Source organism: Amycolatopsis sp. TRM77291 (assembly GCF_054166285.1).
On sequence record NZ_JBSZHF010000001.1, the window covers coordinates 2,038,446 to 2,064,833 of the forward strand.

Genomic DNA, 26,388 nt, shown 5'->3' on the forward strand with positions numbered 1-26,388 from the left:
CTTCGGCCGGGCTAGCGTCCGAAACGAGGCGTTGCGAAAGCCACTTTCGCAACGTTGAAGGTTGTGAAAGTGGCTTTCGCAACACCGAGCGAGGCCCGGGCCGGCCGCGTGTGTTCAGCTGCGGAAGAGGGCGACCTTGAGGGCGTCGCTTTCTTGAGGCCGGGCGAAGACGTCGTAGGCCTCGTCCATCTCGTCGAGTCCGAACCGGTGCGTGATGAACCGGGTCGTGTCGAGCCTGCCGGCGGCGAGCATCCGCAGCAGCATCGAGGTACTCGACGTGTCGACCAGGCCGGTGGTGATGGTGATGTCGCGGATCCAGAGCTCCTCCAGATGCAGCGTCGCGGGCGCGCCGTGGACACCGACGTTCGCGACGTGGCCGCCAGGACGGACCAGTTTCGTGCACAGTTCGAAGGTCTCCGGCACGCCGACCGCTTCGATCGCGACGTCCGCGCCGAGACCGCCGGTGAGCTCCGCGATGGCCGCGGCCGGGTTCTCCCCGGGCTGGAGGAGGACGTCCGCGCCGAAGGTCTTCGCGGCGGCGAGCCTGCTGGGTTCCTTGTCGATCACCACGATGGAACTCGGCCCGAACAGCTGCGCCGTGGTGATCGCGGCGAGCCCGATCGGTCCCGCCCCGACGATCGCGACGCAGTCGCCGGGTTGGACCCGTCCGTTGCGGGCGCCGACCTCGTAGGACGTCGGCAGGATGTCGGCCAGCATCAACGCGGCCTCGTCCGCGACACCGTTCGGCAGCACGTAGGTCGAGGTCTCGGCGAATGGAACGCGCACGAACTCCGCCTGCACGCCGTCGATCCGGTGCCCCAGGATCCAGCCGCCACCGCCGAGGCACTGCCCGTAGACGGCTTTCCGGCAGTATTCGCAGCGTCCGCACGCGGTGATACAGGAGATCAGTACCCGATCGCCCGGCCTCAAGGTCGTCACCGCCTTGCCGACTTCCATGATCGTGCCGACCGCTTCATGGCCCAGGATCGTGCCCGGTTCCACAGCGGGCACGTCGCCCTTGAGGATGTGCAGATCGGTGCCGCAGATGGTGACCGCGTCGACGCGGACGATCGCGTCGGTCGCCGCGGCGAGCTCAGGCTGCGGCCGGTCGGTCCAAGCCCGCCGCCCCGGTCCGTCGTAAACGAGTGCCTTCATGTTCTCTCCTTGTTCGCGGAAGGGCCATCGGTTCGAGCGTGTCGCGGTGCGGCCGCTCGACACAGAGCCCAAAGCCCCTGCGGGTAGCGACGTACGGCCGCATCACCACCGCGACGGGTGTCTAGCGTCGACGGAGCCGGTATCCGGAACCGATCGGCTGAAGGCGTGCTCCATGGCGGCCGCGTTGTGGGCGGCCGAAGAGGCGTTGCTGCACAAGGCGGACTGCTGCTTCTGATGGCCTACTGTGTCGATGGCGCGCCCTTCGGGAATCGATCGTTTCCGCCTGATACCTGGCTGAAAGCAAAGGAAGCCATCACCGAAGAAGTACTGCATGAGTTCCGCGCGGGCTGCGAGTCGGCGGTTCCCGAGGTGAAAGTGACCACCGCGGCCGTCGATACGGGCCCGGCCGCCGCGTTGACGGAAATCTCGGGTCATGGCTCGCTTCTCGCGATCGGGGCTCCCGCTGGAGAGATCGCCGGAGCGTCCGCGTCTCGCCTGTCCTCGGATGCCGCCTGCCCGGTCGTGGTCGTCCGGGGACCGGTGACGCCGGGCCCGTTGTCGTCGGGGTGGACGGCAGTCGGTTGAACGAAGAAGCACTCGCCTGGGCCTTCGAGGAAGCTGCCAGCGGGAAGGTCCCCTTGGCCGCCTTGCATGCGTGGCACGACGGTGACATAGCGGGGCTCTTCACCGGTGAAGGTGCTCCGCCTTTCCCAGCGAATCGGTGCGGGAGACCGAGAATCGCGTTCTGGGGCAACGGCTCGCGGGTTGGCGCAAGAAGTATCCGCAGGTGCCCGTCGACCAAGTCGTCGTCCGGGACAAGCCTCGGCACCGCCTGCTCGAGCCGAGCGAGAAAGGCGGCCGCGGGCGAGGTGGTTTCGACGCTCTGGCTGTCGGGTCGACGAGTCAAGCCCTGATCCATCACGCGAAGTGCCTGGTCATGATCGTCCGAGAGACGCCCTCACTCGTTCCGTAACGGCAAGACAACGTCGGTGATGTAGTCGGCGGGGTCCGGCGTGCTGTCCGGTCCACACAGGTACAACTCCCGTGGAGCTCCAGCGGGTCTGCGGCCGTTTTCCCGAACCCATTCGTACACGGCTTCATACGCCGCACCGATCTTGTCGTAAGGCCCGTGATGCGAGGTGCGGGCGGCAGGTCCGCCGTCGAGGGTGACGATGTCGATATCGCCCTGCGATGGGAGGCCGCCGGGAATGGGCAGGTAGAGGTCGAGATCGAGTTCTTCGCCCGGTTGGAAATCGCCCGGATAGGCCGCTTGGGGAGGGCCGTTCGGAGCGGCATCTGCCTCGACGACGAGGGCGTACAACGCTTCGAATCCCGACCCCAGCCACTCGCCGAGGTCGGGCGGTCGTGGTGTGAAGATGCGCGGCGCTGAGGGCGTCAAGTTCGGTGAGTCCCACTGCATAGGTCATGACACGAGCATCAGCCGCCGGGCGACCGTGGCGGAGACCCCAAGGTCCCCTCCCATGGCGTCCTAGGTCCCTGGTGACGTGCCGGTCGACCGGCGTACCGATTAGAGCATCGACTTTGGGAAAGGACGATCGATGCGGACGAAGGAAACCATGACGACGCCCGAGGTGCGGGTGGCGGTACGCGGCGATATCGAGCCGGATTCCGCGAGCCGCGCGGCCGCCAAGGTTTCGCGCCTGATGAGGCTCGCCCACCGGCCGGTACTGGCGGCGTCGGTGCGACTGACCAAGTACGGGGACCCGGCACGGGAGCAGTCGGTGACCGCGCAGGCGTCCCTGGACGTGAACGGCAGGCCGGTACGCGCGCAGGCGTCGGCGCCGTCGGTGGACGAGGCGATCGATCGGATGGACGCGAAACTCCGGAGGCAACTGGAGAAAAGTGCCCTGCACTGGGAAGCCCGGCGAGGAGGGCGTCCTGTTCCGGATCCCGGCGAATGGCGCCACGAGTCGGTTCCCGCCGCGCGCGAGCCCTGGTTCCCGAGGCCGGAGAAGGAACGAGAGATCGTGCGGCACAAGTCCTACTCGCTGGCCCGGTCGACGGTCGACGAGGCATTCGTCGACATGCACCTCCTCGACTACGACTTCCATCTGTTCACCGAGACCGGTACCGGGCAGGACAGCGTTCTCTACCACACCGGGCCGACCATGCACCGGCTCGCTCAGACCGTCCCGCCGGGCCCGCACGACCTGAGCCCCTTCAAGCTTCCTCTCACGATCAGCAGGCGGCCGGCGCCGTTTCTGTCCACAGTGGAGGCAGTGGACCGGCTCGGCCTGACCGGCTTGCCATTCCTGTTCTACCTCGACGCCGAGCGGGGCAGGGGCAGTGTGCTGTACCACCGCTACGACGGTCACTACGGCCTGATCACCCCGGCGGTCTAGGTGACTCTTCCCATGACCGAGTCACCGCGCGCCGGGCAGGCCGAGGTGCTGGCGGTGGCGGGGCTGACCAAGCGCTTCGGCGAACGGGTCGCCGTCCACGACGTCGGTTTCTCGATCGGCGCCGGCGAGACCTATGGCCTGCTTGGCCCGAACGGCGCGGGGAAGACGACCATCATCCGGCTGGTGTGCGGTTTGCTGCGGGCGGACGCCGGCACCATCACTATCGCGGGTGCGGCCGACGGCGGGGCCGTGGTGTCCCGGGAACGGATCGGCTACGTCCCTCAGGATGTCGCGCTGTATCCGGATCTCACCGCACGGGAGAATCTGCGGTTCTTCGCCCGGTTGTACCGGCTGCGCGGCAAGGCGCTGGACCGGCGGGTCGACGAAGTGCTGGAGTTGATCGGCCTCACCGACCGCGCCGGGGACCGGGTCGAGTCCTTCTCCGGTGGGATGCGCCGCCGGCTCAACATCGGTGCCGACTTGACGCACCGGCCGACGCTGCTGATCCTCGACGAGCCGACGGTCGGGGTCGATCCGCAGAGCAGGCACGCGATCATGGAGAACGTGCGGTCGCTCGGCGCGAGCGGGATGGCCGTCCTGTACACCACGCACTACATGGAAGAGGCCGAACGGCTGTGCGACCGGGTCGGCATCATCGACCGCGGCCGCCTGATCGCCGAAGGCACCCGCCGAGAGTTGATCGACCGCCTGGGCGAGCATGACCGCATCACGCTCTCCACCGACGGGGATCCGGCCCGGCTGGTGGACCGGATCGGCTCTGTCACGGGAATCGAGAAAGTCGATTCCGCGGGCGACGAAGTCCACCTGATCGTGCGCGAGGGCCGTCGCATGCTGCCCGCGGTTCTCGACGCGGCCGAGAGGTCCGAGGTCGGAGTGCGCTCGGTCGAAGTGACCGAGCCCGACCTCGAGGCGGTCTTCCTCCACCTCACCGGCACCGCACTCCGAGACTGAGGGAGCCAAAATGCAAGCGGCGTTCGTCGTGGCGGCCAAAGACCTCCGTCAGCGGCTGCGGGATCGGTCGGCGTGGGCGCTCGGATTCCTCGCGCCGGTGGCCGTGGCCTTGCTGATGAGCCTCGCCTTCCAAGGAGGGGAGCACTTCCACACCAAGGTGGCCGTCGTCGACCAGGACGGCGGGGCGTTGGCGACGGCGTTCACGGCTCTTCTCGCCGGACCACAGCTGGACTCCGTACTCGACGTGGTCCCCGTGACGAGCGAAGCCGAAGCCCGCGCCCTGATCAACGAGGGGGAACTCGGTGCGGTCTTCCTGATTCCCCAGGGCTTCACCGCCGCCGCGCACGGTGGCACGGCCGAGCCGATGACCGTGCTCTCCGGGGTCGATTCGCCGCTCGCCGGAACGGTCGCCCGATCCCTCGGCGAGTCTTTCATGGCTCAGCTGAACGCCGACCGCCTCTCGGTGGCGACGGCGCTGGCCGCCGGAGCCGGATCCGTGGATCCATCGGAGATGGCCGGGTTGCGGCTCCCCGAGCAGGTCGTGCCCAAGGCGGCCGGGACCGAGCAGCTCACCGCGGCCGGGTACTACGGTCCCGCGATGGGGATCTTCTTCATGTTCTTCGCGATCGGTTTCGGTGCGCGCGGATACTTCGAGGAACGCGCGAACGGCACCCTCGACCGGATCGCCGTCGCCCCGGTCGGCGCCGGTGCGCTGCTCCTCGGAAAGGCGCTGGCCACCTTCGTCTACGGCGTCGCCAGCCTGTCGTCGGTCGCGTTGATCACCGGCCTGGTCCTCGGCCCGGGGTGGGGGCCGCCGCTCGCCGTCGGCATGGTGATCGTCGCGCTGTCACTGACGCTGGTCTGCCTGACCGCCTTCGTGATCGCGGTGGCCGGCAGCGATCGGCAGGCAGATGGCATCGCCTCACTCGTGATCTTCGGACTGGTCCTGCTCGGCGGCAACTTCATCATGCTCGGTGGTGCACCGGAAATCATGCGGAAGCTCGCCCTGCTGACGCCGAACGGGTGGGCGTTGCGGGCCTTCACGGATCTCGCCGGGGGAGCGGGCTGGATCGGCGTCGTCCAGCCGGTCTCGGCGATCTTGTTGTTCTGCGTGGTGATTTCGGCCATCACGGTGCCGATCTACCGGAAGAGGTTCAGATGAACGTGGTGACCATCGCGTTGGTGTCGCTCCGGAGGCTGGCGCGAGACCGGATCGCCTTGTTCTTCATCGTATTGCTGCCGATCGTCGTGATACTGGTGATCGGCGAGGTGATGCGTGGTCAGAACGGGTTCAGGGTCGCTGTCGTGGCGGCGGATGGGCGTTTCGCCGTCGAGCTGACCCAGCGTCTCGCCGCCGCGGGAACGTTGGTCGCCAGTCCGTTCACCGAGGAGTCGGCGGCGAAGGACGCCTTGCGGCGCAATGAAGTCGACGCGGTTCTGCTCATCCCCGCCGGGATGGACGAGACGCTGACGGCCGGGGCGCCGGTCGAACTCCCCTTGCTCACCACTGCCGCTTCCAGTGCAGGGCAGGGGGCCTGGTCGGCGGTCGCGTCCGTGGTCGCGGACCAGGCGGCGACCGTTCAGGCCGCCGCCTTCGCCGCGAGCCGGACCTCTGCTTCCTTCGACGAGTTGTTGCCGCTGGCTCGCTCGCTCGACCGCACGGTGCCCCAGGTCGCCGTGCGAGCCGAAACGGTGGGAAGCACGGGTGACGTACTGCCGCCGGGATTCAGCTACAGCGCGCCGACCATGCTCGTTTTCTTCGTCTTCATCAACGCGCTCGCCGGTGGTGCGGCCTTGATCCAGACCAGGCGGCTCGGTATCCACGCCCGGATCCTCGCCGGGCCGGTCCGCCCGAGTGAGGTCATGCTCGGTGAAACGGTCTGCTACCTCGCGCTGACCTTGCTCCAATCCGGGCTGATCATCGGGGTGGGTGGCCTGCTCTTCGGGGTGAACTGGGGCGACCCGCTCGCGGCTGTGACCTTGACCTTCATGTGGGGTCTCGTCGGTGCCGGCGCGGGGATGCTGAGCGGCGCGCTGTTCCGCACCCCTGAGCAGGCGTCGGCCATCGGACCCGCGGTCGGCATCGGGGCGGGCATGCTCGGCGGCTGCACCTGGCCGTTGGAAATCGTTCCGCCCGCCGTGCGTGCGGCAGGACACGTCACGCCGCACGCTTGGGCGGTCGACGCCTGGACCACGATCCTGTCGCGGGGCGGCGGACTCGTCGACATCTTGGGGCCCTTGGCGATGCTGGGTGCCTTCGCGGCCCTCTTCCTCGGCGCGGCGACTCTGCGGCTGCGGCGGTCCTTGACCGCTTGAGCCCGGCGGCGAAGGTTGCGGGTGGCCGCGTGGTGCAGGGCGACACCTACCGATCGCCGAACAGCGAGGGGCCGGAATCCTTTTTGAGTTCGGTGGCCAGGACCGCGGCTTGTGTGCGGCGTTGGAGGCCGAGTTTGGCGAGGATGCGCGAGACGTAGTTCTTCACGGTCTTCTCGGCGAGGAACATGCGTTCCCCGATCTCGCGGTTGGTCAGTCCTTCTCCGATCAGTTCGAAGACCGCGCGTTCTTGTTCGGACATGCCGCTGGTCGGGTCGTCGCGATCCCGTTCGCGGCGGATGCGGTTCATCAGCGCGGCGGTGGTCCGGCTGTCGAGCAGTGAGCCGCCGGAGGCGATGGTGCGGATGGCGGAGATGAGGTCGTTGCCGAGTACTTGTTTGAGGACGAAGCCGGATGCTCCGGCCATGATCGCGGTGAAGAGCGCTTCGTCGTCGGCGTAGGAGGTGAGCATCAGGCAGCGCAGGTCCGGTTGGGTGGACAGTAGCTCCCGGCACAGTTCGATGCCGTTGCCGTCCGGGAGCCGGACGTCGAGTACGGCGATGTTCGCGTCGCTCTTCGGGATCCTGGCGAGTGCTTCGGAAACCGAGGCCGCTTCACCGGTCACCGTGATGTCCGGTTCGTTGCCGAGGAGATCGGCGAGTCCTCGGCGGACGATCTCGTGGTCGTCGACCAGAAACACCTTGGTCGTCATACGTTTCCTCTCGCTGCGTGATACCCGGCCCGCGAATTCGACCGTACTCGTCCGTTCCGCCCGGCGCAGCCGTCACACCGTCGCGGGGTACTTGGTCCTGGTGATCCGAGTCCTCCGAATCTGCTGCCGGTCCGCCGCGACGGCGCATCGTAGAGGTACGTGAAGTGGTAGGAGAGGACTGACATGGCCGGACGAAGGCCGGCGGAGCGCTGGTCGCCGCGGAACTCGAGGTAGTGGCGGGGGCGGTGCTGCGTGCGCCGTCGGTGCACAACATCCAGCCTTGGCGGCTGAACTTCGAGGACGGTCTGCTGGTCCTGGTCGAGCGCCGGGAGCTGGAGCTTCCCGAGCACGATCCGCACGGCCGTGACCGTCTCATGTCGTGTGGTGCCGCGCTGGCCAATCTGGAACTCGCCATCCGGGTGCTCGGTCACCGGACGTACACCACGGAGTTCCCCGACCCGGACCGGCCCGAAGTGGTGGCCGCCGTCGAACCGGACGGGCCGCTGCCCCCCTCGGTCGCGGAGGTGAACCGCTATTCCGCGATCAAACGACGGCACAGCCATCGCCGTCGTTTCTCAGGACGATCGCTGACCAGGCACCAAATCGTGGATCTCCGGGACAGCGCGGCGGCCGAAGGTGTCCAGACCCGGCCGATCCTCGACGAGATCGAACTCACCAGGGTCGCGGACCGGCTCGAGTTCGCCGCCGAGACCCACCAACATGATCGCGGTTATCAACGGGAGCTGGCCCTGTGGACGGTCCGTGACGAGGGCCAGCGGAACGGCGTCGGCCTGGCCGTGAGCGCGCGTTCGGCCGGTTCGCTGCCGTGGGCGGGGCTGGTGCGTGAGTCGACGGCGCTGCCCGATCGTGAGGTCCTCAAGCGCAGGCTCACCGAGGAGACGTTGCTGGCGTTCGTCACCGCAGCGAAGTGCGTGACCCATTGAATCACGGCTACCCGCTTCGGAGCTGCGACTAACAACACGGTCATCGCCGATGGACCTCGCAGACCGGGACCNTGAGTCGACGGCGCTGCCCGATCGTGAGGTCCTCAAGCGCAGGCTCACCGAGGAGACGTTGCTGGCGTTCGTCACCGCAGCGAAGTGCGTGACCCATTGAATCACGGCTACCCGCTTCGGAGCTGCGACTAACAACACGGTCATCGCCGATGGACCTCGCAGACCGGGACCTCCGGCCCTGACCGGCGGCGCGAACCGGCGCTCATGCTCGAAAGTGCTTGTTCTTCATCGTCTTCAGGGAGTCATCGTGGCGAATCGACAACAGCTCGAGGTCCTGGACCGCGAGCAGTGCCTTGGCCTTTTGCGGACAGTGCGGGTGGGGCGGCTGGTCTTCGTCGAAGACGCTTTGCCGGCGGTGCAGCCGGTCAATTTCCGGGGGAATCGGGACCACGTCGTGATCCGGGTGGCCGGCGGAGCGAAACTGGCCGCCGCGACCGGTAACATCGTGGTGGCCTTCCAGGCCGACGAACTGGATCCCGATCTGCGGACCGGATGGAGTGTGACCGTCGTCGGCCACGCGAACTTGATCACGGACGTCGCCGAGCTTGTGGACGTGTCCGGGACATGGCTGGAGCCTTGGGTCGACGGCCGCCGCGACCATTTCATCCGGATCGAGGTGGAGAAGGTGACCGGACGACGTCTGCGCGAGCCGGTGACCACCACCGCCTGACCGGATGCTCAGTGGAGCGCGACGGTGAGCAGGACGGCGCTGTCGAGGAACGCCGTCAGGCGGTGCCGCTCGGGTGGGATGGCGGTCAGCTGACCGCGGTCGAGGAGCCGGTCGTGGTCGTGGGTGCTCAGGCGAACGCTTCCGGTGATGACGTGAAGGGTGGCGGCCGGGGGCGAGTCGTGCTCCGCCAGCTCGGCGCCCTCGGCCAGCGCGATGAGGGTGACCCGTTGAGAGTTGCCTGCCACCAGGGTCCTGGCGGCACGCCGTGAGCGGTGTTCGCGGGCCTGCTGGAGCAGTTCGGCGGCCAGGACGCCGACGTCCGCGACCTCGGGACGCCCGCTCATTGTTTCGCGCGCTGTCATGGTTTCCTCCATTCCTTTGAAGGCGGCCCGCCCCGGGGACGGGCCGTGCGTCAGGGTGCTTCGTGCTCGAACGATCCGGTCGTCCGCCGCGATCGGATGGCCGAACCCGCGACGCCGGACAGCGTGATCGTGATGGCGAGCCCGATGGCCAGGTTGATGATCGCCGTCGCGAGACGTGCGTCCAGTGCGGCACCCAGGCTGAGCGGGATCACGACGGCGATCGCGGTGAACAGCACCATGATCCAGCCGAAGAACGTCCGGGGCTTCGGTGCGGTGAGCAGCAGGAGGTGCAGCAGAGCGGTCGCCGCGAGTGCGATGGCCGCAGACGCTAGGGAGTAGGTGAGGCTGCTCGCGCCACCCCACGCACCTTCGCGACTGGGGGCCAGCACGGCGACTTTGACCAGGCCGCGCGCGATCAGGATCCCGACGATCGCGGTCAGGGCGGCGGTCACCGCCGTCGCGGCCCCGCCCGCCCACAGCCGTGCTCCGTTGACAGCAGGTCGATCCTTTTCCTCGAAGTCGTTGTCCATGGGGAAAACCTTGCTCGCCGGCTCCTTCGTGCAGAAGGGGCCGAGGAACCCCGTTGGCGGGACCAACGGCCTGCGCGCAGAGGATGCTCCCGTGTGCGCGGCCGTCCGCCACCCCAAGCCCTTCAACGGCAGTGTCGCGAAAGCCACTTTCAGGGCATCGGACGTCCCCAAAGTGGCTTTCGCGACACGGAGTCGGTCCTCAAGGCACGCCACGTCCGAAACGCGCCACTGCCCACCGCTCACGCCTTGCCGTCGGGTGTGATGACGGTGCCTTCGGTGCCCCGCAGCATCGCGGCGGGCGAGTCGAGGGCACCGATGGCGGCCATGTTGCCGGTGAGTTCGACGAAGCGGCAGGCGGCGTCGACCTTCGGGCCCATCGAACCGGCCGGGAAATCACGGGACCGTAGCCGTGCCGGTGTGGTGTGGTGGATCGGAGTGGCGTGCGGGGTGCCGTAGTCGTCGATGACCGCGGGCACGTCGGTGAGCAGCAGGAGCGCGTCTGCGTCCAGGGCTTCGGCGAGCAGTGCGGCGGTCTGGTCCTTGTCGACGACGGCTTCGACACCCCGCAATCGTCCGGTGTGTTCGTCCCGTACCACGGGGACACCGCCCCCGCCGGCGCAGACCACGATCGTCCCCGCCTCGACGAGCGCGCGGATCACCGGGGTTTCCACCACGCGTTGCGGTTTCGGCGAAGGGACGACCCTCCGCCAGGACGGGCCGTCCCGGCGGACGGTCCAATCACGTTCGGCGGCCAGCGCGGCGGACTGCTCCTCGGTGTAGACCGGGCCGACGAACTTGGTGGGATCGCCGAACGCGGGATCGGCGACGGAGACGAGTGTCTGCGTCATCAGCGTGGCGACCTGCTTGCCGGGTACGACGTTCCGCAGCGCCTGGCCGAGGAGATAGCCGATCATGCCCTGGGTCTGCGCGCCGAGGACGTCGAGCGGGTACGGCCGGGTCAGTGCGGGATCCGCCGCGCTTTCCAAGGCCAGCATCCCCACTTGGGGGCCGTTGCCGTGGGTGAGCACGACTTCGTGTTCGGTGGCGAGTTCCGCGAGTGCCTCGGCGGCGGCGAGCACGTTGACCTGCTGGAGGTCGGCGTCGGGTCGTTCTCCGCGGCGCAGCAGGGCATTGCCGCCCAGTGCGACGAGAATCCGCATGGTCAGCTCCCCAGTGTGGCGACCAGGATCGCCTTGATGGTGTGCATCCGGTTCTCCGCCTGTTCGAACACCAGCGACGCCGGGGATTCGAACACTTCGTCGGTGACCTCGACACCGTCCAGCCCGAATTCCTTGAACGCTTCGGCTCCCACCTCGGTCTCGCGGTCGTGCAGCGCGGGCAGGCAGTGCAGGAACCGGACACCGGGATTGCCGGTGGCGCTGAGCGTCTTTGCGGTGACCTGATACGGCGCCAGCAACTCGACCCGGTCGTGCCAGGTCTCGGCTGGTTCGCCCATGGACACCCAGACATCGGTGTAGACGAAGTCCGCGCCCGCCACGGCCTCCTCGACGTCGTCGGTGACGGTGATCCGGGCCCCGCTGATCGCGCCTTCGGCCAGACAGGTCGCCAGGTGCTCTTCATCAGGCCAGAGCGACCGGGGTCCGGCGAGCCGGACGTCCATGCCGAGTTTGGCGCCCATCGCCAGCAGGGACCGAGCGACGTTGTTCCGGGTATCACCGAGGTAGCAGAAAGCGATCTCCGGCAGGGGTTTCGAGCTGTGCTCGCGCATCGTGAACACGTCGCAGAGTGATTGCGTCGGGTGACTCGTCGCGGTCAGTCCATTGTAGACGGGTACGCCGGAGTGCCTGGCCAGCTCTTCGACGGTGTCCTGCTCGTGGCCGCGGTATTCGATCCCGTCGTACATGCGGCCGAGCACGCGAGCGGTGTCACGGGCGGATTCCTTGTGTCCCAAGTGGGCGTCCTGGGGGCCGAGGTAGGTCGTGGTCGCTCCTTCCTCGGCGGCGGCGACCTCGAACGCGCATCGCGTCCGGGTGGAGGCCTTCTCGAAGATGAGCGCCAGGTGCTTGCCCACCAGCCGATTTTGCGCGATTCCGGCGTAGGCCGCGGACTTGAGCTGGGCGGCGAGGTCGAGCAGGAAGACGAGCTCTTCCTTGGTGAAGTCGAGTTCGGTGAGGTAGCTGCGGTTGCGCAGGTTGAAGGCCATTGTGGATCCGTTCAGCTAGGGTCGCGGTCGATCGGGCAGGTCATGCAGCGAGGGCCGCCACGGCCGCGTCCCAGTTCGCTTCCGGCGATGGTGACGACTTCGATGCCGTGTTTGCGCAGCATGGTGTTGGTGGCGACGTTGCGTTCGTAACCGAGGACGACCCCCGGTGCGACGGCGAGGTAGTTCGTGCCGTCGTCCCATTGCTCCCGCTCGGCGGCCCGGATGTCCTCGTCGGTGCTGAGCAGGGTGACCTCGGGGACTTTCAGGACTTCGGCGAGGGCGTGCCAGAGGTTCTCGTTGGCGTTCACGCTCAACGTGGAGGGTTCTTCGCCCGCGGTGATGGTCCAGCTGCGGGCGCCGCGGTCGAAGTAGGGGTAGACCACGAAAGTGGCGCGGTCGACCATGCTCATCACCGTGTCCAGGTGCATCGTGGCGTGGGAGTGCGGAAGCTCCACGGCGACGACGGTGTGTGCCTGTCCGGACGAGAACAGCGCCTTGGCGAGGATCTCCACGGCCATGGGCGTGGTGCGCTCTCCCATTCCGATGAGGACGGCGCCCTCGCCGAGGACGTGCACGTCACCGCCTTCGATCGTGGCAGGCTGGTGACTGACGTCGTCGTCACCGTAGTAGGTGTGGAATCCGGCCCCGGCGAACATCGGATGGTGGCGGTAGATGGCCCGGGTATGCAGGGATTCGCGTTGCCGGGCGGGTTTCGCCATCGGGTTGATCGAGACACCGCGGTACACCCAGCAGGAATCGTCACGCTGGAACAGGTGATTGGGCAACGGCGGGAGGACGAAGTCGTCGGCGGCGAGGGTGTCCCATCGAAGACTCCGCGCTCGCAGCGGGGAAAGGTCGGCTTTGAGGACTCCGCCCACCAGGTACTCGGCCAGATTCTCGCCGTCGAGGTCGTCGAACAGGGCCCGCAGTGGCGCGACCAGCGCCGGGCCGAGGATTTCGGGGGTGCACACGCGGTCCAGCACGAACGCCCGGCCCTCGGGCAGTGCGAGCGTCTCCGCCAGCAACTGACCGTAGTAGTGCACGCGGACGCCTTTGTCCCGCAGGGCCTCGGCGAACGCGTCGTGTTCTTGCTTCGCCTTCTTGGCCCAGAGGACGTCGTCGAAGAGCAGTTCGCCGATATTGCGAGGGGTCAACCGGCTGAGTTCGAGGCCGGGACGGTGCACGATGGCCTGCCGAAGCCGGCCGACCTCCGAATGGACGGCGAAAGTCATGCCTGCTCCTGCGTTTCGGACGGCGACGGGGAAGCGTTCTTGCCGCCAGCGCCGTTGTTCCCGTTGGGGGAGAGGTAATAGGGGCTGTCCGCGGGGTAGCGGATAGGGGAGACGACGGTTTCGCCGTACTCCTTGCGCTGGGATTTCATCCAGACGTAGACGGGAATACCGAGGAAGAAAGCGAACACTCCGTAGTACACCGCCTGATAACCGCTGCCTGCCAGCGCCCAGAAGCTGAAGAGCAGCGCAAAAGCGGTCACGGCCAGATCGCGGACCAAATGTGGCCAGTGCAGCGCGCGACCCTGGACGATCAGCCAGTAGAGATGCGCGGCGGCGGAGTACAGGTAAGGGATCACCGCGGTGAACACACCCAGCAGCACCACATTGGTGAACACGGACTGGAAGTTCCAGTAGCCGAAAGCCGTGAGCACCGACGCCAGCACGGTGGCGGCCAGGATGCCGAAGACCGGGATCTCCTTCTTGCTCAGCTTGGCGAACTGGGTCGGGAACAGCCGGTCACGGGCGGCGGCCATCGGCATTTCGGCGCAGATCAACGTCCAGCCGTTCAGGCAGCCGAGCCCGGAGACGATCGCCACCACGGCCATGGCCTGTCCGGCCCAGCTCGCCCCGAAGATGGCGGTGGCCGAATCGGAGAACGGCGAGGTGGAGTCGGCCAGCGCCTGCTGTCCGACCGTGCCGAACACCGTGACGGTCCCCAGGACGTAGACGACGGCGCAGACGAGGGTGCCGAGCACGGTCGCCCTCGACACGTTGCGCCGCGGGTCGCGGACGCGTCCGGCGGCCACCGAGGCGGTTTCCAGGCCGAGGTAGCTGAACAGGGCGATCGCGGCCGCCGCGGAGATGGCCCCCACCCACGACAACCCGCTGGGATTGAACGAGCCGAGGTTCTCGACCTTGATGAAGAACAGCCCGATGGTCGCCATGAACACCAGTGGCACGAATTTGAGGATCGTGGTGACGATCTGGAACCACGCGAGGTTCCGGACGCCGGAGATGTTGATCGCGGCGGGCAGCCACAGGCCGACCAGCGCGATGGCGATCGACCACCACGGGTTGTGGGCGGTGTTGACGAACACTTCCACGTAGCCGACCCAGGCGACCGCGATCCCGGCGTTGCCCACCCAAGCGGTCAGCCAATAGGCCCAGGCGGTGACGAAGCCGCCGAAGTCACCGAAGGCGTCTCGTGCGTACAAGTAAGGCCCGCCCGAGCCCGGCACACGTTTGTTGAGCCAACCGAACACCAATCCCAGGGCCAAGGCGCCGACCGTGACCAAAGCGAAGGCCAGAAGACTCGACAAGCCATACGGGGCCAAGGACGAGGGAAGGGCGAACACGCCCGTTCCGATGATCGAACCGACCACCAACGCCGTCGCGGTCGGCAAGCCGAACCGGTTCGAGAACTCCTTGCCGTTCGTCGGGTTCGCGGCTCCGTCGGGATCTCCCGGTTGTTCCTGCTGTGCCATCGGTCTTTCCGATCTTTCGTTCGTGTTTCCAGGTAAAGGATCTACGTTCGATCCGGCGGTGACATGGGGCTTAGGTCCGCGTCTTGCGGGTCATTCGGCGGTTCGCCCGGAATACCAGGGCGAGGTGCACACGCGGAAAAGGCGGACGACACGTCCCCGTGCCGTCCGCCGCACTTGATTCCGTATTCGGCTCAGCGGAGCCACTTGTGGTGCTCGACCAACGGCAGCCGGGCCCAGCGCTCGCCGAGGCCGAAGGTCTTTCCCGCCGCGGTCATGGCGAGGGCGATGAGGACGAGCGCGTAGATGACGTGGTATTCGATGAGCGGGTTGGTCGACATGGTCGGCTCGCCCGCGGCGGTCGTGCGGTCGAGTGGCCATTCGGCCACCCACATGAGCGCCATCATGATCGTGCCCGCGATGGCCGAGAGCCGGAGTCCGATGCCGAGGGTCACGGCGACGCCGATACCGAACAGGCCCGCCATGAACAGCCAGTCGGCCCACCAGGTGCCCGCCCAGGAGTGCAGGGTTTCGGCGAACGGGCCGACGTCGACACGGCTCAGGAAGCCCTTGGTGGGCGAGCCGCCGTTGAGCCAGGCGTTCTGGGAGGTCGTCGCGTAACCGAGGCCGAAGGTCTTGTCCGCGAAAGCCCACAGGAACAGCAGACCGGTGGCGACGCGAAGGACCGCGAGGCTCACGGCGCCAGGGTGTGCTTCTTTCGTGTTGTGGCGGACGCTGGTGGTTTCGCGCTGTCCACGATCGATCGTTGCCATGATGTCTCCTGGTTCTTCGTTCCTTGTCGGTTGAATGCGAGTCTGTAACGACTCGAATCGCCTCTCTGGGGCCGAAAGGCCCGGATAGGCCGGGCTGGAGTCCTTTCCGGGTTCCGGCCCGACGCGGTCGTCACCCCGGCGCGGGTATTTGGTCCTGGTGATCCGAGCCCTCCGTAACTGCTCCCGACTCGGCGCGGCGGCGCATCGTGGAGAGCGCGAGAGTGGCAGGAGAGGACGGAAATGGTCGGACGAAGGGCTTCGGAGGACTGGTCGCCGGCGGAACTGGAGGTGCTGGCGGGGGCGGTGCTGCGTGCGCCGTCGGTGCACAACATCCAGCCGTGGCGGCTGAACTTCGAGGAGGGCAGGCTCGTCCTCGTCGAGCGCCGGGAACTGGAGCTTCCACAACACGATCCGCACGGCCGTGACCGCCTCATGTCGTGTGGAACCGCGCTGGCCAATCTGGAACTCGCCGTCAAGGTGCTCGGCCACGTGACGAGCACCGCGGAGTTCCCCGACCCGGACCGGTCCGAGGTCGTGGCCGCCGTGGTACCCGGCGGACCCGCCGTCCCGGCCGCTGCCGACCTGAACCGCTATTCCGCGATCCAACGGCGGCACAGCCATCGCCGCCGGTTTTCGGGACGGTCGCTGACCAGGCACCAGATCGTGGATCTCCGCGACACCGCGACCGCGAACGGCGTCGAGGCCAGGCCGGTCCTCGACGAGATCGAACTCACCATGGTCGCCGATCTGCTCGAGTTCGCCGCCGAGACCCATCAACATGATCGCGGTTATCAGCGGGAGCTGGCCCTGTGGACGCTTCGCGACGGAGGGCACGCACACGGAACCGGCCTGGCCGTGAGCGTGCGCTCGGCAGGCTCGCTGCCGTGGGCGGGACTGGTGCGTGAGTCGACGGCGCTGCCCGATCGTGAGGTCCTCAAGCGCAGGCTCACCGAGGAGACGTTGCTGGCGTTCGTCACACCAGGTGACACCCGGCACGACCACCTCCGGGCCGGGCGGGCGTTGCAGCTCACTTGGCTCGACGCGGTCCACCAGGGACTGGTCGGGTCGGTCCTNTGAGTCGACGGCGCTGCCCGATCGTGAGGTCCTCAAGCGCAGGCTCACCGAGGAGACGTTGCTGGCGTTCGTCACACCAGGTGACACCCGGCACGACCACCTCCGGGCCGGGCGGGCGTTGCAGCTCACTTGGCTCGACGCGGTCCACCAGGGACTGGTCGGGTCGGTCCTGACACAGCCACTGCATCTGCCCGAGGTGCGCGCCGCCCTGACCGAGGATCTGGAGCTGTCCGGATCGCTCCAGGCACTCATGCGATTCGGCTACCCCGCGGGCGACGTCCCGCATTCCCCGCGACGCTCGATCGACGAACTATTCGGCACCGGGTTCTGAGCGGGTACCGCTTCAACCACCCCTGGTTGTCCATCATCAAGGAGAGAACTCATGAGCGAATTCCCCGACAAGGCCGTGATCGCCGGCGTCGACGGAATGGCGTCCTCGCTGACGGCGGTGCGCTGGGCCGCCGCGGAGGCACGTCATCGCCGTGTCGAGTTGCGGCTCGTCCACGCGTTCGACAAGGACTCACTGGAGTATCCGCAGCCGTTGCCGACGCGTGATGAACTCGCGGATATGGCGCGGATGCGGGGACAGCGTCTGCTCCGGCAGGCCAGGGAGGCCGCCAGGGAGGCCGAACCCTCCGTGGAGGTCCAGCTGATCCTGCGTAACGAGAAGCCGGCGCAGGCGTTGCTGGCGATGTCAGAGGATGCCGGCCTGCTGGTGCTGGGCCCGGAAGAGATCCGCCCGCTCGGCCGGATGCTGGTCGGCTCGGTGTCGATCGGGCTCGCGGCGCACGCGAAGTGCCCGGTCGCGGTGGTGCGCCCCCGGGTGGCCGAGGAGCAGCCTCCTTCGGAGGGTGCGGTCGTGGTCGGTATCGACGGCACCCGGACCAGTGAGGCCGCGGTGGCGCTGGCCTTCGGGGAGGCATCGTGGCGGCGTGCGCCGCTGGTCGCCGTCCACACCTGGGACCACGCCTTCCTTTCGGCACTGTTCGAGGAAGCGCGATGGACGCTCGACGCGCGCGAAATCGAGGAACGCGAGAGCGAGGTGCTGGCCGAGCGGCTCGCTGGCTGGCAGGAGAAGTACCCCGATGTCGCGGTGGAGCGGGTGGTCACCCGTGGCCGTCCCGCTGACGAACTGCTGCGCCACGCCGACCGCGCGCAGCTCCTGGTCGTCGGTAGCCGGGGCCGGGGCGGAGCGGCCGGGATGCTGCTCGGTTCCACCAGCCAGCACCTGCTGTCGTACGCGCTGTGCCCGGTGATCGTCGCCCGCTCACAGGGAGAGACAAAGCCGTGAGCGCGACCGGCCCGCATCGGCGTCGATAGTCCACAAAGGAGAGTGAGGGCCGCGGCCGATCACCCTCCTTCCGGAACACCGGCGATCTGCGCGCACCGCGCCAGGTTGTGGAGGGCGACGAGGTCGCGTTCGATGGCTTTGGAGAAGAACCCCGAGTCCGGTGAGCTGTCGAAGTCCAGCGTCACGCCGAAAGTGACATCGTCGCCGTAGGACAGGACGGCGATTCCGGTCCGGAGACGCAACGCGATCGGGACGTACGGATAGAGGCCGATCACCGCGCGACCGAGCAGGTGCAACGGTTCGCGGGGGCCGGGGACGTTCGTGGTGACCGTGACGACGTTGTGCTGGGGAAGACCGGCCGCCAACCGGATCGCCCACGAGATCGGCGCGAAGGGAACGTGCAGCCCCGCGCCCGTCAGTTCGGCTCCCGTCTCGACCTCTTTGCTGTTCTTCAGCTCGGCCAGCCGCCGGTGGACCTCGGTGAGCCTGTCCGCCGGATCTTCGATGTCCACCGGCAGCAGCGGCAGCATCAAGGAGATCTGGTTGTCCACGCTCGCGAAGTCCCGGCGGACCGAGACCGGGACCAAGGTACGCACCGAATCCGGGCGTGGCTCCTCACCGCGCCTCAACAGCAGCGCGCGAAAGGCGGCGGTGATCGACGCGAGGACGACGTCGTTCACGGTCGTGTCGAAGACTTCGCCGATCTCGTGGATCTCGCGGAGCGACGCGTGTGCCAGTTCGTAACGACGGTCCGGGCCGATCGGACCGGAGAGTGAGGACCGCGCGGCCGGAACCAGAGCGGAAGCGAGTGCACCCATACCCTTCGCGGCGTCGGCGATCCGGCGCACCGCGAGACCGGGTGAGCGCACCAAACGGGTGAGCGCGGCCGTTTCGTCGAAGGGGATGGCGGCGAGCTTGCGCATGGCTCCCCACAGCAGCGCGATCGACCCCGGATCCTCGGCCTCTGCCGCTTCCGGAGCCGTCGCCACCTGAGTGTCGAAGAGCGCTCTGAGCAGCCGCGTGCCGCTGATCCCGTCGGCCAGGCAGTGGTGCAGTTTCGACAACACCGCCCACCGGCCACCTTCGAGCCCTTCGATGACCCAGAACTCCCACAACGGGTGATCGCGGTCGAGTCGTTCCGCCATGAGCAGGGCGACGAGGTCGCAGAGTGCGTTCTCGTCACCCGGAACGGGGACGGCGACCCGGTGGAAATGTCGTCGTGCGTCGAAGCGGTCGTCGTCGACCCATACCGGGGCGTCCAGGTCGAGCGGGAGCCGGTGGACCTTCTTCCGGTAGCGCGGGATCCTCGGCAGCCGGGCGGTGATCGAGTCGATGAACTCGTCCTTGGCCGGAGCGGGGCCTTCGAGCACGGCGACCGACGCGATCGACAGCGTGGAGTTCGGATCACCGTCCTCGAGTTCGAGGAAGGCGGCGTCCAGCGGGCTGAGCCGGTCCATGTCCTGATCCTCCGGTCCGTGTCGGTGGGGTTCTTTTCATGGTCGCCTCGCGTGGATCGCCGAAGCAGGGCCGGAGGGCCCGGGCCATGGGGCCCTTGGTTCCTGTTCCCGGGCGCGGGTAGGCCGGATCGTCGAGAGATCCGGACGACGCGAGGTGGCTGAGGACCGGCCATGACACAAGGAGCTCACCGATGCACGTGATAGTGGTGTTCGAATCGATGTTCGGGAACACCGAACGGGTGGCGAGAGCGGTGGCGGAAGGGTTGGCGCCCTTCGCCGCGGTGGAGGTCGCGAACGTCGACGAGGCACGTGGCTACGAGGATGCGGATCTGCTCGTGGTCGGCGGTCCGACGCACGCACACGGCATGTCGCGTGCCGGCACCCGGAGCGAGGCCGCCCGTGAGACGGATGGCGCGGTCCGGTCGCACACCGGACTGCGAGACTGGATCGGTGCCCTGGACCACGCGCCGGAGCGCATGCCGGTGGCGGCCTTCGACACCCGGTTGGCGAAACCGCGCTGGCTCACCGGCTCCGCGGCGGTCTCCGCGGAACGGCGGCTCCGGGCTCTCGGCTTCGTCCCTGTCGTGCCGCCGGAGAGCTTCCTCGTCGAGACGGACGGGACGCGCACGGTCTTGAAGGACGGTGAGCGGGAGCGGGCGCGGTCGTGGGGTGCCGCGTTGGGAAGGCGCTTCGCCACGGCGATGCTCTGATCTGCGCGCACGCGCTTGATCGAATAGGGCCTTTCGGTCCTGTGTGCGGGACCGGTCGGCCGGGTATCCGGGACCGACGGCGTGGAGCCTCGGGACGTCGGGCTCTGCGATTCGAGTGCCGGTCCAGGCGAAGCTGGAGCAGAACCGAATCGCCGACAAGATCGGCCGTGCGAACTCAAGGAGTGATCATGCAGCTGCCCGCTGAAGGAGCCATCGTGGCCGGGATCGACGGCTCGGGGTCGGCCCGGACGGCGGCGATGTGGGCCGCGGGTGAAGCCCACCGGCGCGGATTGCCGTTGCGGCTCGTGCATGTGTACACGGTTCCCGCGGTGAACACCCCCGGCGTGTCGGTCCCCCGTGAAGCGGTTCGCGCGGGGTTCGAGAGCCGCGGCCTCGAGTGGCTTGCCGAAGCACGGAAAGACGTGCTCGACCGGTATCCGGAGCTCGTCGTCGAGACGGCGGCCCGCGAGTGGAGTGCCGTGCCCGCGCTGGTCCAGGAATCCCTGAGCGCGACGATGGTGGTGCTGGGGTCGCGCGGCCTCGGCGGGTTCACCGGGATGCTGGTCGGCTCGACCGCCGTCGCCCTCGCACACCACGGACATTGCCCGATCATCGTCGCCAGGGGGAACCAGCCGGACGGTGTGGTCCCGCAGGCCGGCCCGGTCGTCGTCGGCACGGACGGCTCGCCCTCCAGCGCGGCGGCGCTCGCGTTCGCGTTCGACGAGGCGGAGCGGCGGAAGACGGCGCTCGTCGTCGTCCGGACCTGGTCGGAGATGTTCGACCACGGGACCATCCGCCCGCATTTCCTCGATGTCGATCCGGCCGGAATCGAAGCCGCCGAGCGCACGGAAGCCGAAACGCAGATCGCTCCTTGGCGAGAGAAGTACCCGGACGTCGCGGTGGAACTCGTCGTGCGCAAGGGGCGACCGGTGCGGACCCTGCTCGAGTTCGGCGCGAAGGCGAGTCTGCTCGTGGTCGGCAGCCGGGGACGCGGCGGGTTCCAAGGCATGTTGCTCGGTTCGACCAGCCAGGCGCTGGTGGCGCACTCGGAGTGCCCGGTCGCCGTCATCCGGCCCGCGGCCCCGGCGGAATGACCACGTACCCCCTGTTCAGGAGACGAGATGCGAGCACGAGACCTGATGACGAGGCCGGTCCTCACCGTCACCCCGGAGACGACCGCCAAACACGCAGCCGGAGTGCTGACCGAACACGGCTTCACCGCCTTGCCGGTGGTGGACGACGACGACCGCCTGATCGGCATCGTGACCGAAGCGGATCTGATCCGCGACCGGTTCCCCCACGACATCCGGTCCGGCGATGACTCCGGCCTCCGGGCGACCCCGGGCACCACCGTGCGCGAGGTGATGACCTCACCCGCGACCGGAATGGGCGCCGGCGCCGACCTGGCCGAGGTGGGCAAAGCGCTGCTCGACGGGAAGATCCGCGCGATGCCGATCGTGGACGGTGCACGGGTGATCGGCATCCTCACCCGCGGTGACTTCGTCCGCGCCTTCGCCCGCGATGACACGGCGATCGCCGCGGACGTCCGGCATCACCTCTCCGTCTACGGCGGCTCGGACCGCTGGACCGTCGAAGTGACCGACGGCGTCTGCCGCATCGGCGACGCCTATGACGACGACACCGACCGGCACGTGGCCAAGGTCATCGCCGAAGCGGTACCCGGCGTCGTCGAAGCCGAAGTGACTTATCAGGAGGAAGACCGATGAACACCGCGGAAAACAGGATCGTCGTCGGAACCGACGGGGCCGAGCCGGGACGGGCCGCCGTCAGGTGGGCCGCCTCCCTCGCGGCCGAGCGGGGGTTGGGGCTGCTGATCGTCCACGCTCTCCACAGTGAGCAGCTGGCCTACGGTGCCGGTCTCGCCGGCCCCGTTCTGTGGCTGGACGATCTCGCCGCCGCGGGGCGCAAGGTGCTGGAGGAGGCCGTGGCGGACGCCGAAACGGTCGCTCCCGGTGTCCCGGTGGACACCGCCATGCCCACCGACTCGCCGACGCCGTACTTGATCGACGCGTCGAAGTCGGCGGCGATGATGGTGGTCGGCGCTTCGGGGAAGGGCTTCTTCGCCGGAATGGTGATCGGTTCGACGGCGTCGGCCGTCATCTCCCACTCCCACTGCCCGGCGGTGGTCCTGCGGGGGCGGAAGGGCACCACGAACTATCCCGACAGCGGACCGGTGATCGTCGGGATCGACGGCAGCCCGTTGAGCGAGCAGGCACTGGAGACCGCGTTCGACGAGGCGTCGCGGCGGAACGCGTCCCTGGTGGCCGTGCACGCGTGGTCGGACGTCACCTACGACGACGTGTACGGCATGGCGCGGCTGGTCACGCAGTGGGAAAGCATCGAGGGCGACGAACGCCGTCTGCTCGCGGAACGGCTGGCGGGCTGGCAGGAGAAGTACCCGAACGTCACCGTGGAGCGGGTACTCGTCCGTGACCGGCCCCGCCACACCCTGCTGGAGTGGAGTGCCAAGGCGCAACTCGTGGTCGTCGGCAGCCGCGGCCGGGGAGGCTTCACCGGGCAACTGCTCGGCTCGGTCAGCCAGGCGCTCACCCGCCACGCCGAATGCCCCGTGATGGTGGTCCGGCCGAGGAAGACCCGATGACCGCGCTCAGCGCCCCGGCCACCCCGGCCGTGCTGACGCCGGCGGAACTGTCCCAAGTGGACGCCCAGTGGCGGGCGGCGAACTACCTCGCCGCCTGCCAGATCTACCTGATGGACAACCCTCTGCTGACCGAACCGCTGAAGCCGGAGCACGTGAAGCCCCGGCTTCTCGGGCACTGGGGGACTTCACCAGGGCTGAACTTCCTGTACGCGCACCTGAATCGCGCGATCGTGCACCGGGATCTCGAGGCACTGTTCGTCACCGGACCCGGCCACGGCGGTCCCGCGTTGTATGCGCACACGTGGCTGGAAGGCAGTTACTCGGAGGCGTGGCCGTCGGTCACCTATGACAAGGCCGGCCTCCGCAAGCTGTTCCGGCAGTTCTCCTTTCCCGGCGGCGTTCCCAGCCACGTCGCGCCGGAAGTGCCCGGATCCATCCACGAAGGCGGTGAGCTGGGCTACTCTCTCGCGCACGCGTACGGCGCGGCGTTCGACAACCCCCACCTCGTCGTCGCCTGCGTGGTCGGCGACGGCGAGGCGGAAACCGGTCCGTTGGCCGCGAGCTGGCAGTCGAGCAAGTTCCTGAACCCGGCCCGCGACGGAGCGGTGCTGCCGATCCTGCACCTGAACGGCTACAAGATCGCCAATCCGACCGTGCTGTCCCGGATCACGCAGGCGGAACTCGACGAGCTGCTGCGGGGCCACGGGTTCGCCCCGCGCTACGTCGAGGGTGCCGATCCGGCGCTGATGCACCAGGCCATGGCCGCGGCGCTGGACGGGGCGCTCGACGAGATCGAGGGCATCCAGGTCCGGGCACGAGCCTCCGGCCGGGCGCCGGAGCGGCCGCGCTGGCCGATGATCGTGCTGCGCAGCCCCAAAGGCTGGACGGGTCCGTCCTTTGTGGACGACAAGCCGGTGGAAGGCACCTGGCGTTCGCACCAGGTCCCGGTCGCCAATGCCAGAGGAAATCCGGACCATCTGCGGCAGCTGGAGGACTGGCTTCACTCCTACCGCCCGGAAACCCTCTTCGACGAGGACGGGCGACCCTCTCCCGAGGTCACCGCGCTGATCCCACGCGGCGATCGCCGGATGGGATCGAGCCCGCACGCCAACGGCGGACTCCTGCTGAGGCCGCTGGACCTGCCCGCGGTGTCCTCTCACGCGGTGCCGGTCGAGCGGCCGGGCACGGCCGTCGCCGAGCCGACCCGGGTGCTCGGCCGATGGTTGCGCGACGTGTTCGCGATGAACCGTCGTGCGGCGAACTTCCGGTTGTTCGGTCCCGACGAGACGGCGTCCAACCGGCTCGACGCGGTGTTCGACGAGACCGCCAAGACCTGGATGGCAGGCGTCGAGCCCGTCGACGAGAACCTCGCCGCCGATGGCCGGGTCATGGAAGTGCTGTCGGAGCACCTGTGCCAGGGCTGGCTGGAGGGCTACCTGTTGTCGGGCAGGCACGGGCTTTTCTCGTGCTACGAGGCGTTCGTGCACATCGTCGACTCCATGCTCAACCAGCACGTCAAGTGGCTCAAAGTGCACCGGAGGATTCCGTGGCGACGGCCGGTCGCGTCCCTGACCTACTTGCTGACGTCGCACGTCTGGCGCCAGGACCACAACGGCTTCTCCCACCAGGACCCGGGATTCGTCGACCATGTCGCGAACAAGAGCGCCGAGGTCGTCCGCGTGTACCTTCCACCGGACGCGAACACCCTGCTGCACGTCGCCGACCACTGCCTGCGGAGCAGGGATTACGTCAACGTGATCGTGGCGGGGAAGAACGACAGCCCGGTCTGGCTCGACGACGAACAGGCCGCGATCCACTGTGCACGGGGCGCCGGGATCTGGGACTGGGCGAGCACGCACCCGGAGCGGGAACCGGACGTCGTACTGGCCTGTGCAGGTGACGCGCCGACCGTCGAGGTGCTGGCGGCGGTGAAACTGCTGCGCGAGCACTTGCCCGAGCTCGCGGTCCGGGTGGTGAACGTGGTGGACCTGATGCGGCTCCAGCCGGCCACGGAACATCCGCACGGGATGGGGGACCGGGAGTTCGACGCGTTGTTCACCACTGATCGCCCGGTGATCTTCGCCTATCACGGTTACCCGTGGCTCATCCATCGGCTGGCGTACCGGCGCACGAACCACCACAACATGCATGTGCGCGGCTACATCGAGCAGGGGACCACGACGACTCCGTTCGACATGCTGGTCCTCAACAGCATGGACCGTTTCCAGCTGGTGATCGACGTGATCGACCGTGTGCCCGGCCCGCTCGCCGGCGCGGGACTGGTGTGGCAGCGAATGGCCGAGGCGCAGGAACGGCACCGGCGCTGGATCGTCGAGCACGGCGAAGACCTGCCGGAGGTCCGGGATTGGGCGTGGGAGGACCGATGAGGGTTCTGACGCTGAACCCCGGCTCGTCGACCATGAAGGCTTCCCTGGTGCACGACGGCAGCCCGGTCGGCTGGGCCGCGTGGCCACTGGCGGACGCCGGAGACGACGCCACGGTGGTGGCGCAGGCGCTCGACCGATGGTCCACAGTGGACGCTGTCGCCGTGCGCTTCGTACACGGTGGATCGAGGACAGGCCCGGAACGGCTCGACGACGCGGCACTCGACGCGCTCGAGCGGCTCGTGCCGCTGGCACCGCTGCACCAGCCCCGCGCGCTCGGGCTGGCACGGGCGGTCCTCCGGCTGCGGCCATCGCTTCCGATCGTTGCGGCATTCGACACCGCTTTTCACGCCGAGCTTCCGGCCGCCGCGGCGAAGTATCCGTTGCCGAGGGAGTGGACCAGGCAAGGACGGTTGCGACGGTACGGTTTCCATGGCCTCTCGTGCCGTCATGCCGCCCGCCGCACCGCCGAACTCCTCGATGTCGCCGCACCCCGGCTGGTGTGCTGTCACCTCGGCGCCGGTGTGTCGGTGACCGCGATCCGCGACGGCCGGAGCGTCGACACGAGTATGGGATTCACGCCGCTGGAAGGGCCCGCCATGGCCACGAGGTCCGGGTCGGTGGACCCGGGACTCCTGCTGCACGTCATGCGGACGGCGCCGATGTCGGCCGAGGAGATGGAGGACGCGCTCTATCACCGCTCCGGTCTGGCCGGGATGAGCGGTACGGACGGGGATCTGCGTTCGGTGCTCGCGCTGGCCGCCACCGGCGATCCCGACGCGACGACCGCGCTCGAGGTCTACCTGCATCGCCTCCGCCGGGAGATCGGTGCGATGGCCGTGGCGCTCGACCGGCTGGACGCGATCGTCTTCACCGGCGGGGTCACCGCTCACCAGCCGGAATTGCTCGCGCGACTGGCGGAATCCCTTGGCGTACTGGGAATCGCGGTCGACCCCGCGCGCTGCCTCGGTGAGGGTGATCGCGTCGTGAGTCCCGAAGGGGCGATGGTCACGGCCTTCGCCTTGGGAACAGGGGAGGACGTCGAACTCGCTCGCGACGCCGAGGACGTCCTGGCCGCCGCGCGGCTCTGAAACCCGGTAGAGCGC

28 protein-coding genes and 1 pseudogene are annotated in these 26,388 nt (G+C 68.2%); 18 read left to right on the plus strand and 11 right to left on the minus strand.

Annotated elements, in window-relative coordinates; all coding sequences use genetic code 11:
* Positions 1-114: 114 nt before the first annotated feature.
* Entirely contained in the window at positions 115-1,155 is a 1,041-nt protein-coding gene (locus tag ACXIZN_RS09540; protein WP_457953752.1) for a zinc-dependent alcohol dehydrogenase family protein, read from the minus strand.
* A gap of 234 nt (positions 1,156-1,389) precedes the next feature.
* On the opposite strand from ACXIZN_RS09540, the gene ACXIZN_RS09545 reads away from it, so the two are divergent.
* The 3 genes and pseudogenes from ACXIZN_RS09545 to ACXIZN_RS09555 all read left to right on the plus strand — a co-directional run bounded on the left by ACXIZN_RS09545 (position 1,390) and on the right by ACXIZN_RS09555 (position 2,128).
* Positions 1,390-1,740, plus strand: coding sequence for a hypothetical protein (locus ACXIZN_RS09545; protein WP_457953754.1), 351 nt, complete (start codon positions 1,390-1,392; stop codon positions 1,738-1,740).
* Positions 1,722-1,772: pseudogene (locus tag ACXIZN_RS09550) on the plus strand (hypothetical protein); the annotation flags it as partial. The gene ACXIZN_RS09545 and the pseudogene ACXIZN_RS09550, both read left to right, overlap by 19 nt.
* A 170-nt stretch (positions 1,773-1,942) precedes the next feature.
* Positions 1,943-2,128 carry a universal stress protein gene (locus tag ACXIZN_RS09555; RefSeq protein ID WP_457953755.1) on the plus strand — a complete coding sequence of 62 codons (186 nt, stop codon included), beginning with the start codon at positions 1,943-1,945 and terminating at the stop codon, positions 2,126-2,128.
* Here ACXIZN_RS09555 and ACXIZN_RS09560 read toward each other — a convergent pair.
* Complete coding sequence (locus ACXIZN_RS09560) at positions 2,114-2,575, minus strand: GyrI-like domain-containing protein (protein ID WP_457953757.1); 462 nt, start codon at positions 2,573-2,575, stop codon at positions 2,114-2,116. The genes ACXIZN_RS09555 and ACXIZN_RS09560 overlap by 15 nt on opposite strands.
* Positions 2,576-2,714: 139 nt before the next feature.
* Between ACXIZN_RS09560 and ACXIZN_RS09565 the strand changes: the two genes are divergently transcribed.
* The 4 genes from ACXIZN_RS09565 to ACXIZN_RS09580 are packed head-to-tail and all read left to right on the plus strand — an operon-like array spanning position 2,715 to position 6,806.
* Positions 2,715-3,518 carry a sigma 54 modulation/S30EA ribosomal C-terminal domain-containing protein gene (locus tag ACXIZN_RS09565; protein ID WP_457953759.1) on the plus strand — a complete coding sequence of 268 codons (804 nt, stop codon included), beginning with the start codon at positions 2,715-2,717 and terminating at the stop codon, positions 3,516-3,518.
* A gap of 12 nt (positions 3,519-3,530) precedes the next feature.
* On the plus strand, positions 3,531-4,490 hold the full coding sequence (locus ACXIZN_RS09570; protein ID WP_457953760.1) for an ATP-binding cassette domain-containing protein: 960 nt from the start codon (positions 3,531-3,533) through the stop codon (positions 4,488-4,490).
* Between the two features lie 10 nt (positions 4,491-4,500).
* Positions 4,501-5,652 (plus strand): ABC transporter permease, encoded by a 1,152-nt coding sequence (locus tag ACXIZN_RS09575; protein ID WP_457953762.1) that lies wholly within the window; start codon positions 4,501-4,503, stop codon positions 5,650-5,652.
* Positions 5,649-6,806, plus strand: a complete 1,158-nt coding sequence (locus tag ACXIZN_RS09580; RefSeq protein WP_457953764.1) for an ABC transporter permease — start codon at positions 5,649-5,651, stop codon at positions 6,804-6,806. The genes ACXIZN_RS09575 and ACXIZN_RS09580 overlap by 4 nt, the downstream gene beginning before the upstream one ends.
* A 46-nt stretch (positions 6,807-6,852) precedes the next feature.
* Here ACXIZN_RS09580 and ACXIZN_RS09585 read toward each other — a convergent pair whose 3' ends face one another.
* Positions 6,853-7,515: a response regulator transcription factor gene (locus ACXIZN_RS09585; protein WP_457953765.1), complete on the minus strand. Its 663-nt coding sequence runs from the start codon at positions 7,513-7,515 to the stop codon at positions 6,853-6,855.
* 245 nt (positions 7,516-7,760) lie between these two features.
* On the opposite strand from ACXIZN_RS09585, the gene ACXIZN_RS09590 reads away from it, so the two are divergent.
* Both ACXIZN_RS09590 and ACXIZN_RS09595 read left to right on the plus strand, forming a co-directional pair.
* Entirely contained in the window at positions 7,761-8,459 is a 699-nt protein-coding gene (locus ACXIZN_RS09590) for a hypothetical protein (RefSeq protein WP_457953767.1), read from the plus strand.
* 319 nt (positions 8,460-8,778) lie between these two features.
* Positions 8,779-9,201 carry a pyridoxamine 5'-phosphate oxidase family protein gene (locus ACXIZN_RS09595; RefSeq protein ID WP_457953769.1) on the plus strand — a complete coding sequence of 141 codons (423 nt, stop codon included), beginning with the start codon at positions 8,779-8,781 and terminating at the stop codon, positions 9,199-9,201.
* A gap of 8 nt (positions 9,202-9,209) precedes the next feature.
* Here the strand turns inward: ACXIZN_RS09595 and ACXIZN_RS09600 are convergent, their stop codons facing one another.
* The 7 genes from ACXIZN_RS09600 to ACXIZN_RS09630 all read right to left on the minus strand — a co-directional run bounded on the left by ACXIZN_RS09600 (position 9,210) and on the right by ACXIZN_RS09630 (position 15,743).
* On the minus strand, positions 9,210-9,563 hold the full coding sequence (locus ACXIZN_RS09600) for a cupin domain-containing protein (RefSeq protein ID WP_394329945.1): 354 nt from the start codon (positions 9,561-9,563) through the stop codon (positions 9,210-9,212).
* 50 nt (positions 9,564-9,613) lie between these two features.
* Positions 9,614-10,093 (minus strand): DUF6069 family protein, encoded by a 480-nt coding sequence (locus ACXIZN_RS09605; protein WP_457953771.1) that lies wholly within the window; start codon positions 10,091-10,093, stop codon positions 9,614-9,616.
* Between the two features lie 239 nt (positions 10,094-10,332).
* Positions 10,333-11,253 (minus strand): carbamate kinase, encoded by a 921-nt coding sequence (locus ACXIZN_RS09610; RefSeq protein WP_457953773.1) that lies wholly within the window; start codon positions 11,251-11,253, stop codon positions 10,333-10,335.
* A gap of 2 nt (positions 11,254-11,255) precedes the next feature.
* Positions 11,256-12,257 carry an ornithine carbamoyltransferase gene (gene argF, locus ACXIZN_RS09615; RefSeq protein WP_457953775.1) on the minus strand — a complete coding sequence of 334 codons (1,002 nt, stop codon included), beginning with the start codon at positions 12,255-12,257 and terminating at the stop codon, positions 11,256-11,258.
* 11 nt (positions 12,258-12,268) lie between these two features.
* Positions 12,269-13,489 carry an arginine deiminase gene (locus ACXIZN_RS09620; protein WP_457953776.1) on the minus strand — a complete coding sequence of 407 codons (1,221 nt, stop codon included), beginning with the start codon at positions 13,487-13,489 and terminating at the stop codon, positions 12,269-12,271.
* Positions 13,486-14,973, minus strand: a complete 1,488-nt coding sequence (locus tag ACXIZN_RS09625) for an APC family permease (protein WP_457953778.1) — start codon at positions 14,971-14,973, stop codon at positions 13,486-13,488. The genes ACXIZN_RS09620 and ACXIZN_RS09625 overlap by 4 nt, the downstream gene beginning before the upstream one ends.
* 191 nt (positions 14,974-15,164) lie before the next feature.
* On the minus strand, positions 15,165-15,743 hold the full coding sequence (locus tag ACXIZN_RS09630) for a hypothetical protein (RefSeq protein ID WP_457953780.1): 579 nt from the start codon (positions 15,741-15,743) through the stop codon (positions 15,165-15,167).
* A 240-nt stretch (positions 15,744-15,983) separates the two neighbouring features.
* Here ACXIZN_RS09630 and ACXIZN_RS09635 point away from each other — a divergent pair, with 240 nt between their 5' ends.
* From ACXIZN_RS09635 to ACXIZN_RS09645, 3 genes are read left to right on the plus strand one after another with little or no spacing between them, the layout of a single operon-like run.
* Positions 15,984-16,820 carry an Acg family FMN-binding oxidoreductase gene (locus ACXIZN_RS09635; RefSeq protein ID WP_457953782.1) on the plus strand — a complete coding sequence of 279 codons (837 nt, stop codon included), beginning with the start codon at positions 15,984-15,986 and terminating at the stop codon, positions 16,818-16,820.
* Between the two features lie 55 nt (positions 16,821-16,875).
* A complete protein-coding gene (locus tag ACXIZN_RS09640; RefSeq protein WP_457953783.1) occupies positions 16,876-17,148 on the plus strand; it encodes a hypothetical protein in 273 nt (90 codons plus the stop codon).
* Between the two features lie 51 nt (positions 17,149-17,199).
* Positions 17,200-18,108 carry a universal stress protein gene (locus ACXIZN_RS09645; RefSeq protein WP_457953785.1) on the plus strand — a complete coding sequence of 303 codons (909 nt, stop codon included), beginning with the start codon at positions 17,200-17,202 and terminating at the stop codon, positions 18,106-18,108.
* Between the two features lie 59 nt (positions 18,109-18,167).
* Here the strand turns inward: ACXIZN_RS09645 and ACXIZN_RS09650 are convergent, their stop codons facing one another.
* On the minus strand, positions 18,168-19,565 hold the full coding sequence (locus ACXIZN_RS09650; protein ID WP_457953786.1) for a wax ester/triacylglycerol synthase family O-acyltransferase: 1,398 nt from the start codon (positions 19,563-19,565) through the stop codon (positions 18,168-18,170).
* 191 nt (positions 19,566-19,756) lie between these two features.
* Between ACXIZN_RS09650 and ACXIZN_RS09655 the strand changes: the two genes are divergently transcribed.
* The 6 genes from ACXIZN_RS09655 (at position 19,757) to ACXIZN_RS09680 (ending at position 26,373) form a co-directional block, all read left to right on the plus strand.
* The gene (locus ACXIZN_RS09655) at positions 19,757-20,275 is read left to right on the plus strand and encodes a flavodoxin family protein (RefSeq protein WP_063274746.1); all 519 of its coding nucleotides are present in this window, start codon (positions 19,757-19,759) and stop codon (positions 20,273-20,275) included.
* A 188-nt stretch (positions 20,276-20,463) separates the two neighbouring features.
* The gene (locus ACXIZN_RS09660) at positions 20,464-21,369 is read left to right on the plus strand and encodes a universal stress protein (protein WP_457953788.1); all 906 of its coding nucleotides are present in this window, start codon (positions 20,464-20,466) and stop codon (positions 21,367-21,369) included.
* Positions 21,370-21,396: 27 nt separating this feature from the next.
* Positions 21,397-22,002, plus strand: coding sequence for a CBS domain-containing protein (locus ACXIZN_RS09665; protein ID WP_457953790.1), 606 nt, complete (start codon positions 21,397-21,399; stop codon positions 22,000-22,002).
* Entirely contained in the window at positions 21,999-22,898 is a 900-nt protein-coding gene (locus ACXIZN_RS09670) for a universal stress protein (RefSeq protein ID WP_457953792.1), read from the plus strand. The genes ACXIZN_RS09665 and ACXIZN_RS09670 overlap by 4 nt, the downstream gene beginning before the upstream one ends.
* Complete coding sequence (locus tag ACXIZN_RS09675) at positions 22,895-25,285, plus strand: phosphoketolase family protein (RefSeq protein ID WP_457953793.1); 2,391 nt, start codon at positions 22,895-22,897, stop codon at positions 25,283-25,285. The genes ACXIZN_RS09670 and ACXIZN_RS09675 overlap by 4 nt, the downstream gene beginning before the upstream one ends.
* On the plus strand, positions 25,282-26,373 hold the full coding sequence (locus tag ACXIZN_RS09680) for an acetate/propionate family kinase (RefSeq protein WP_457953795.1): 1,092 nt from the start codon (positions 25,282-25,284) through the stop codon (positions 26,371-26,373). Before ACXIZN_RS09675 ends, ACXIZN_RS09680 begins: the two co-directional genes overlap by 4 nt.
* Positions 26,374-26,388: the final 15 nt, after the last annotated feature.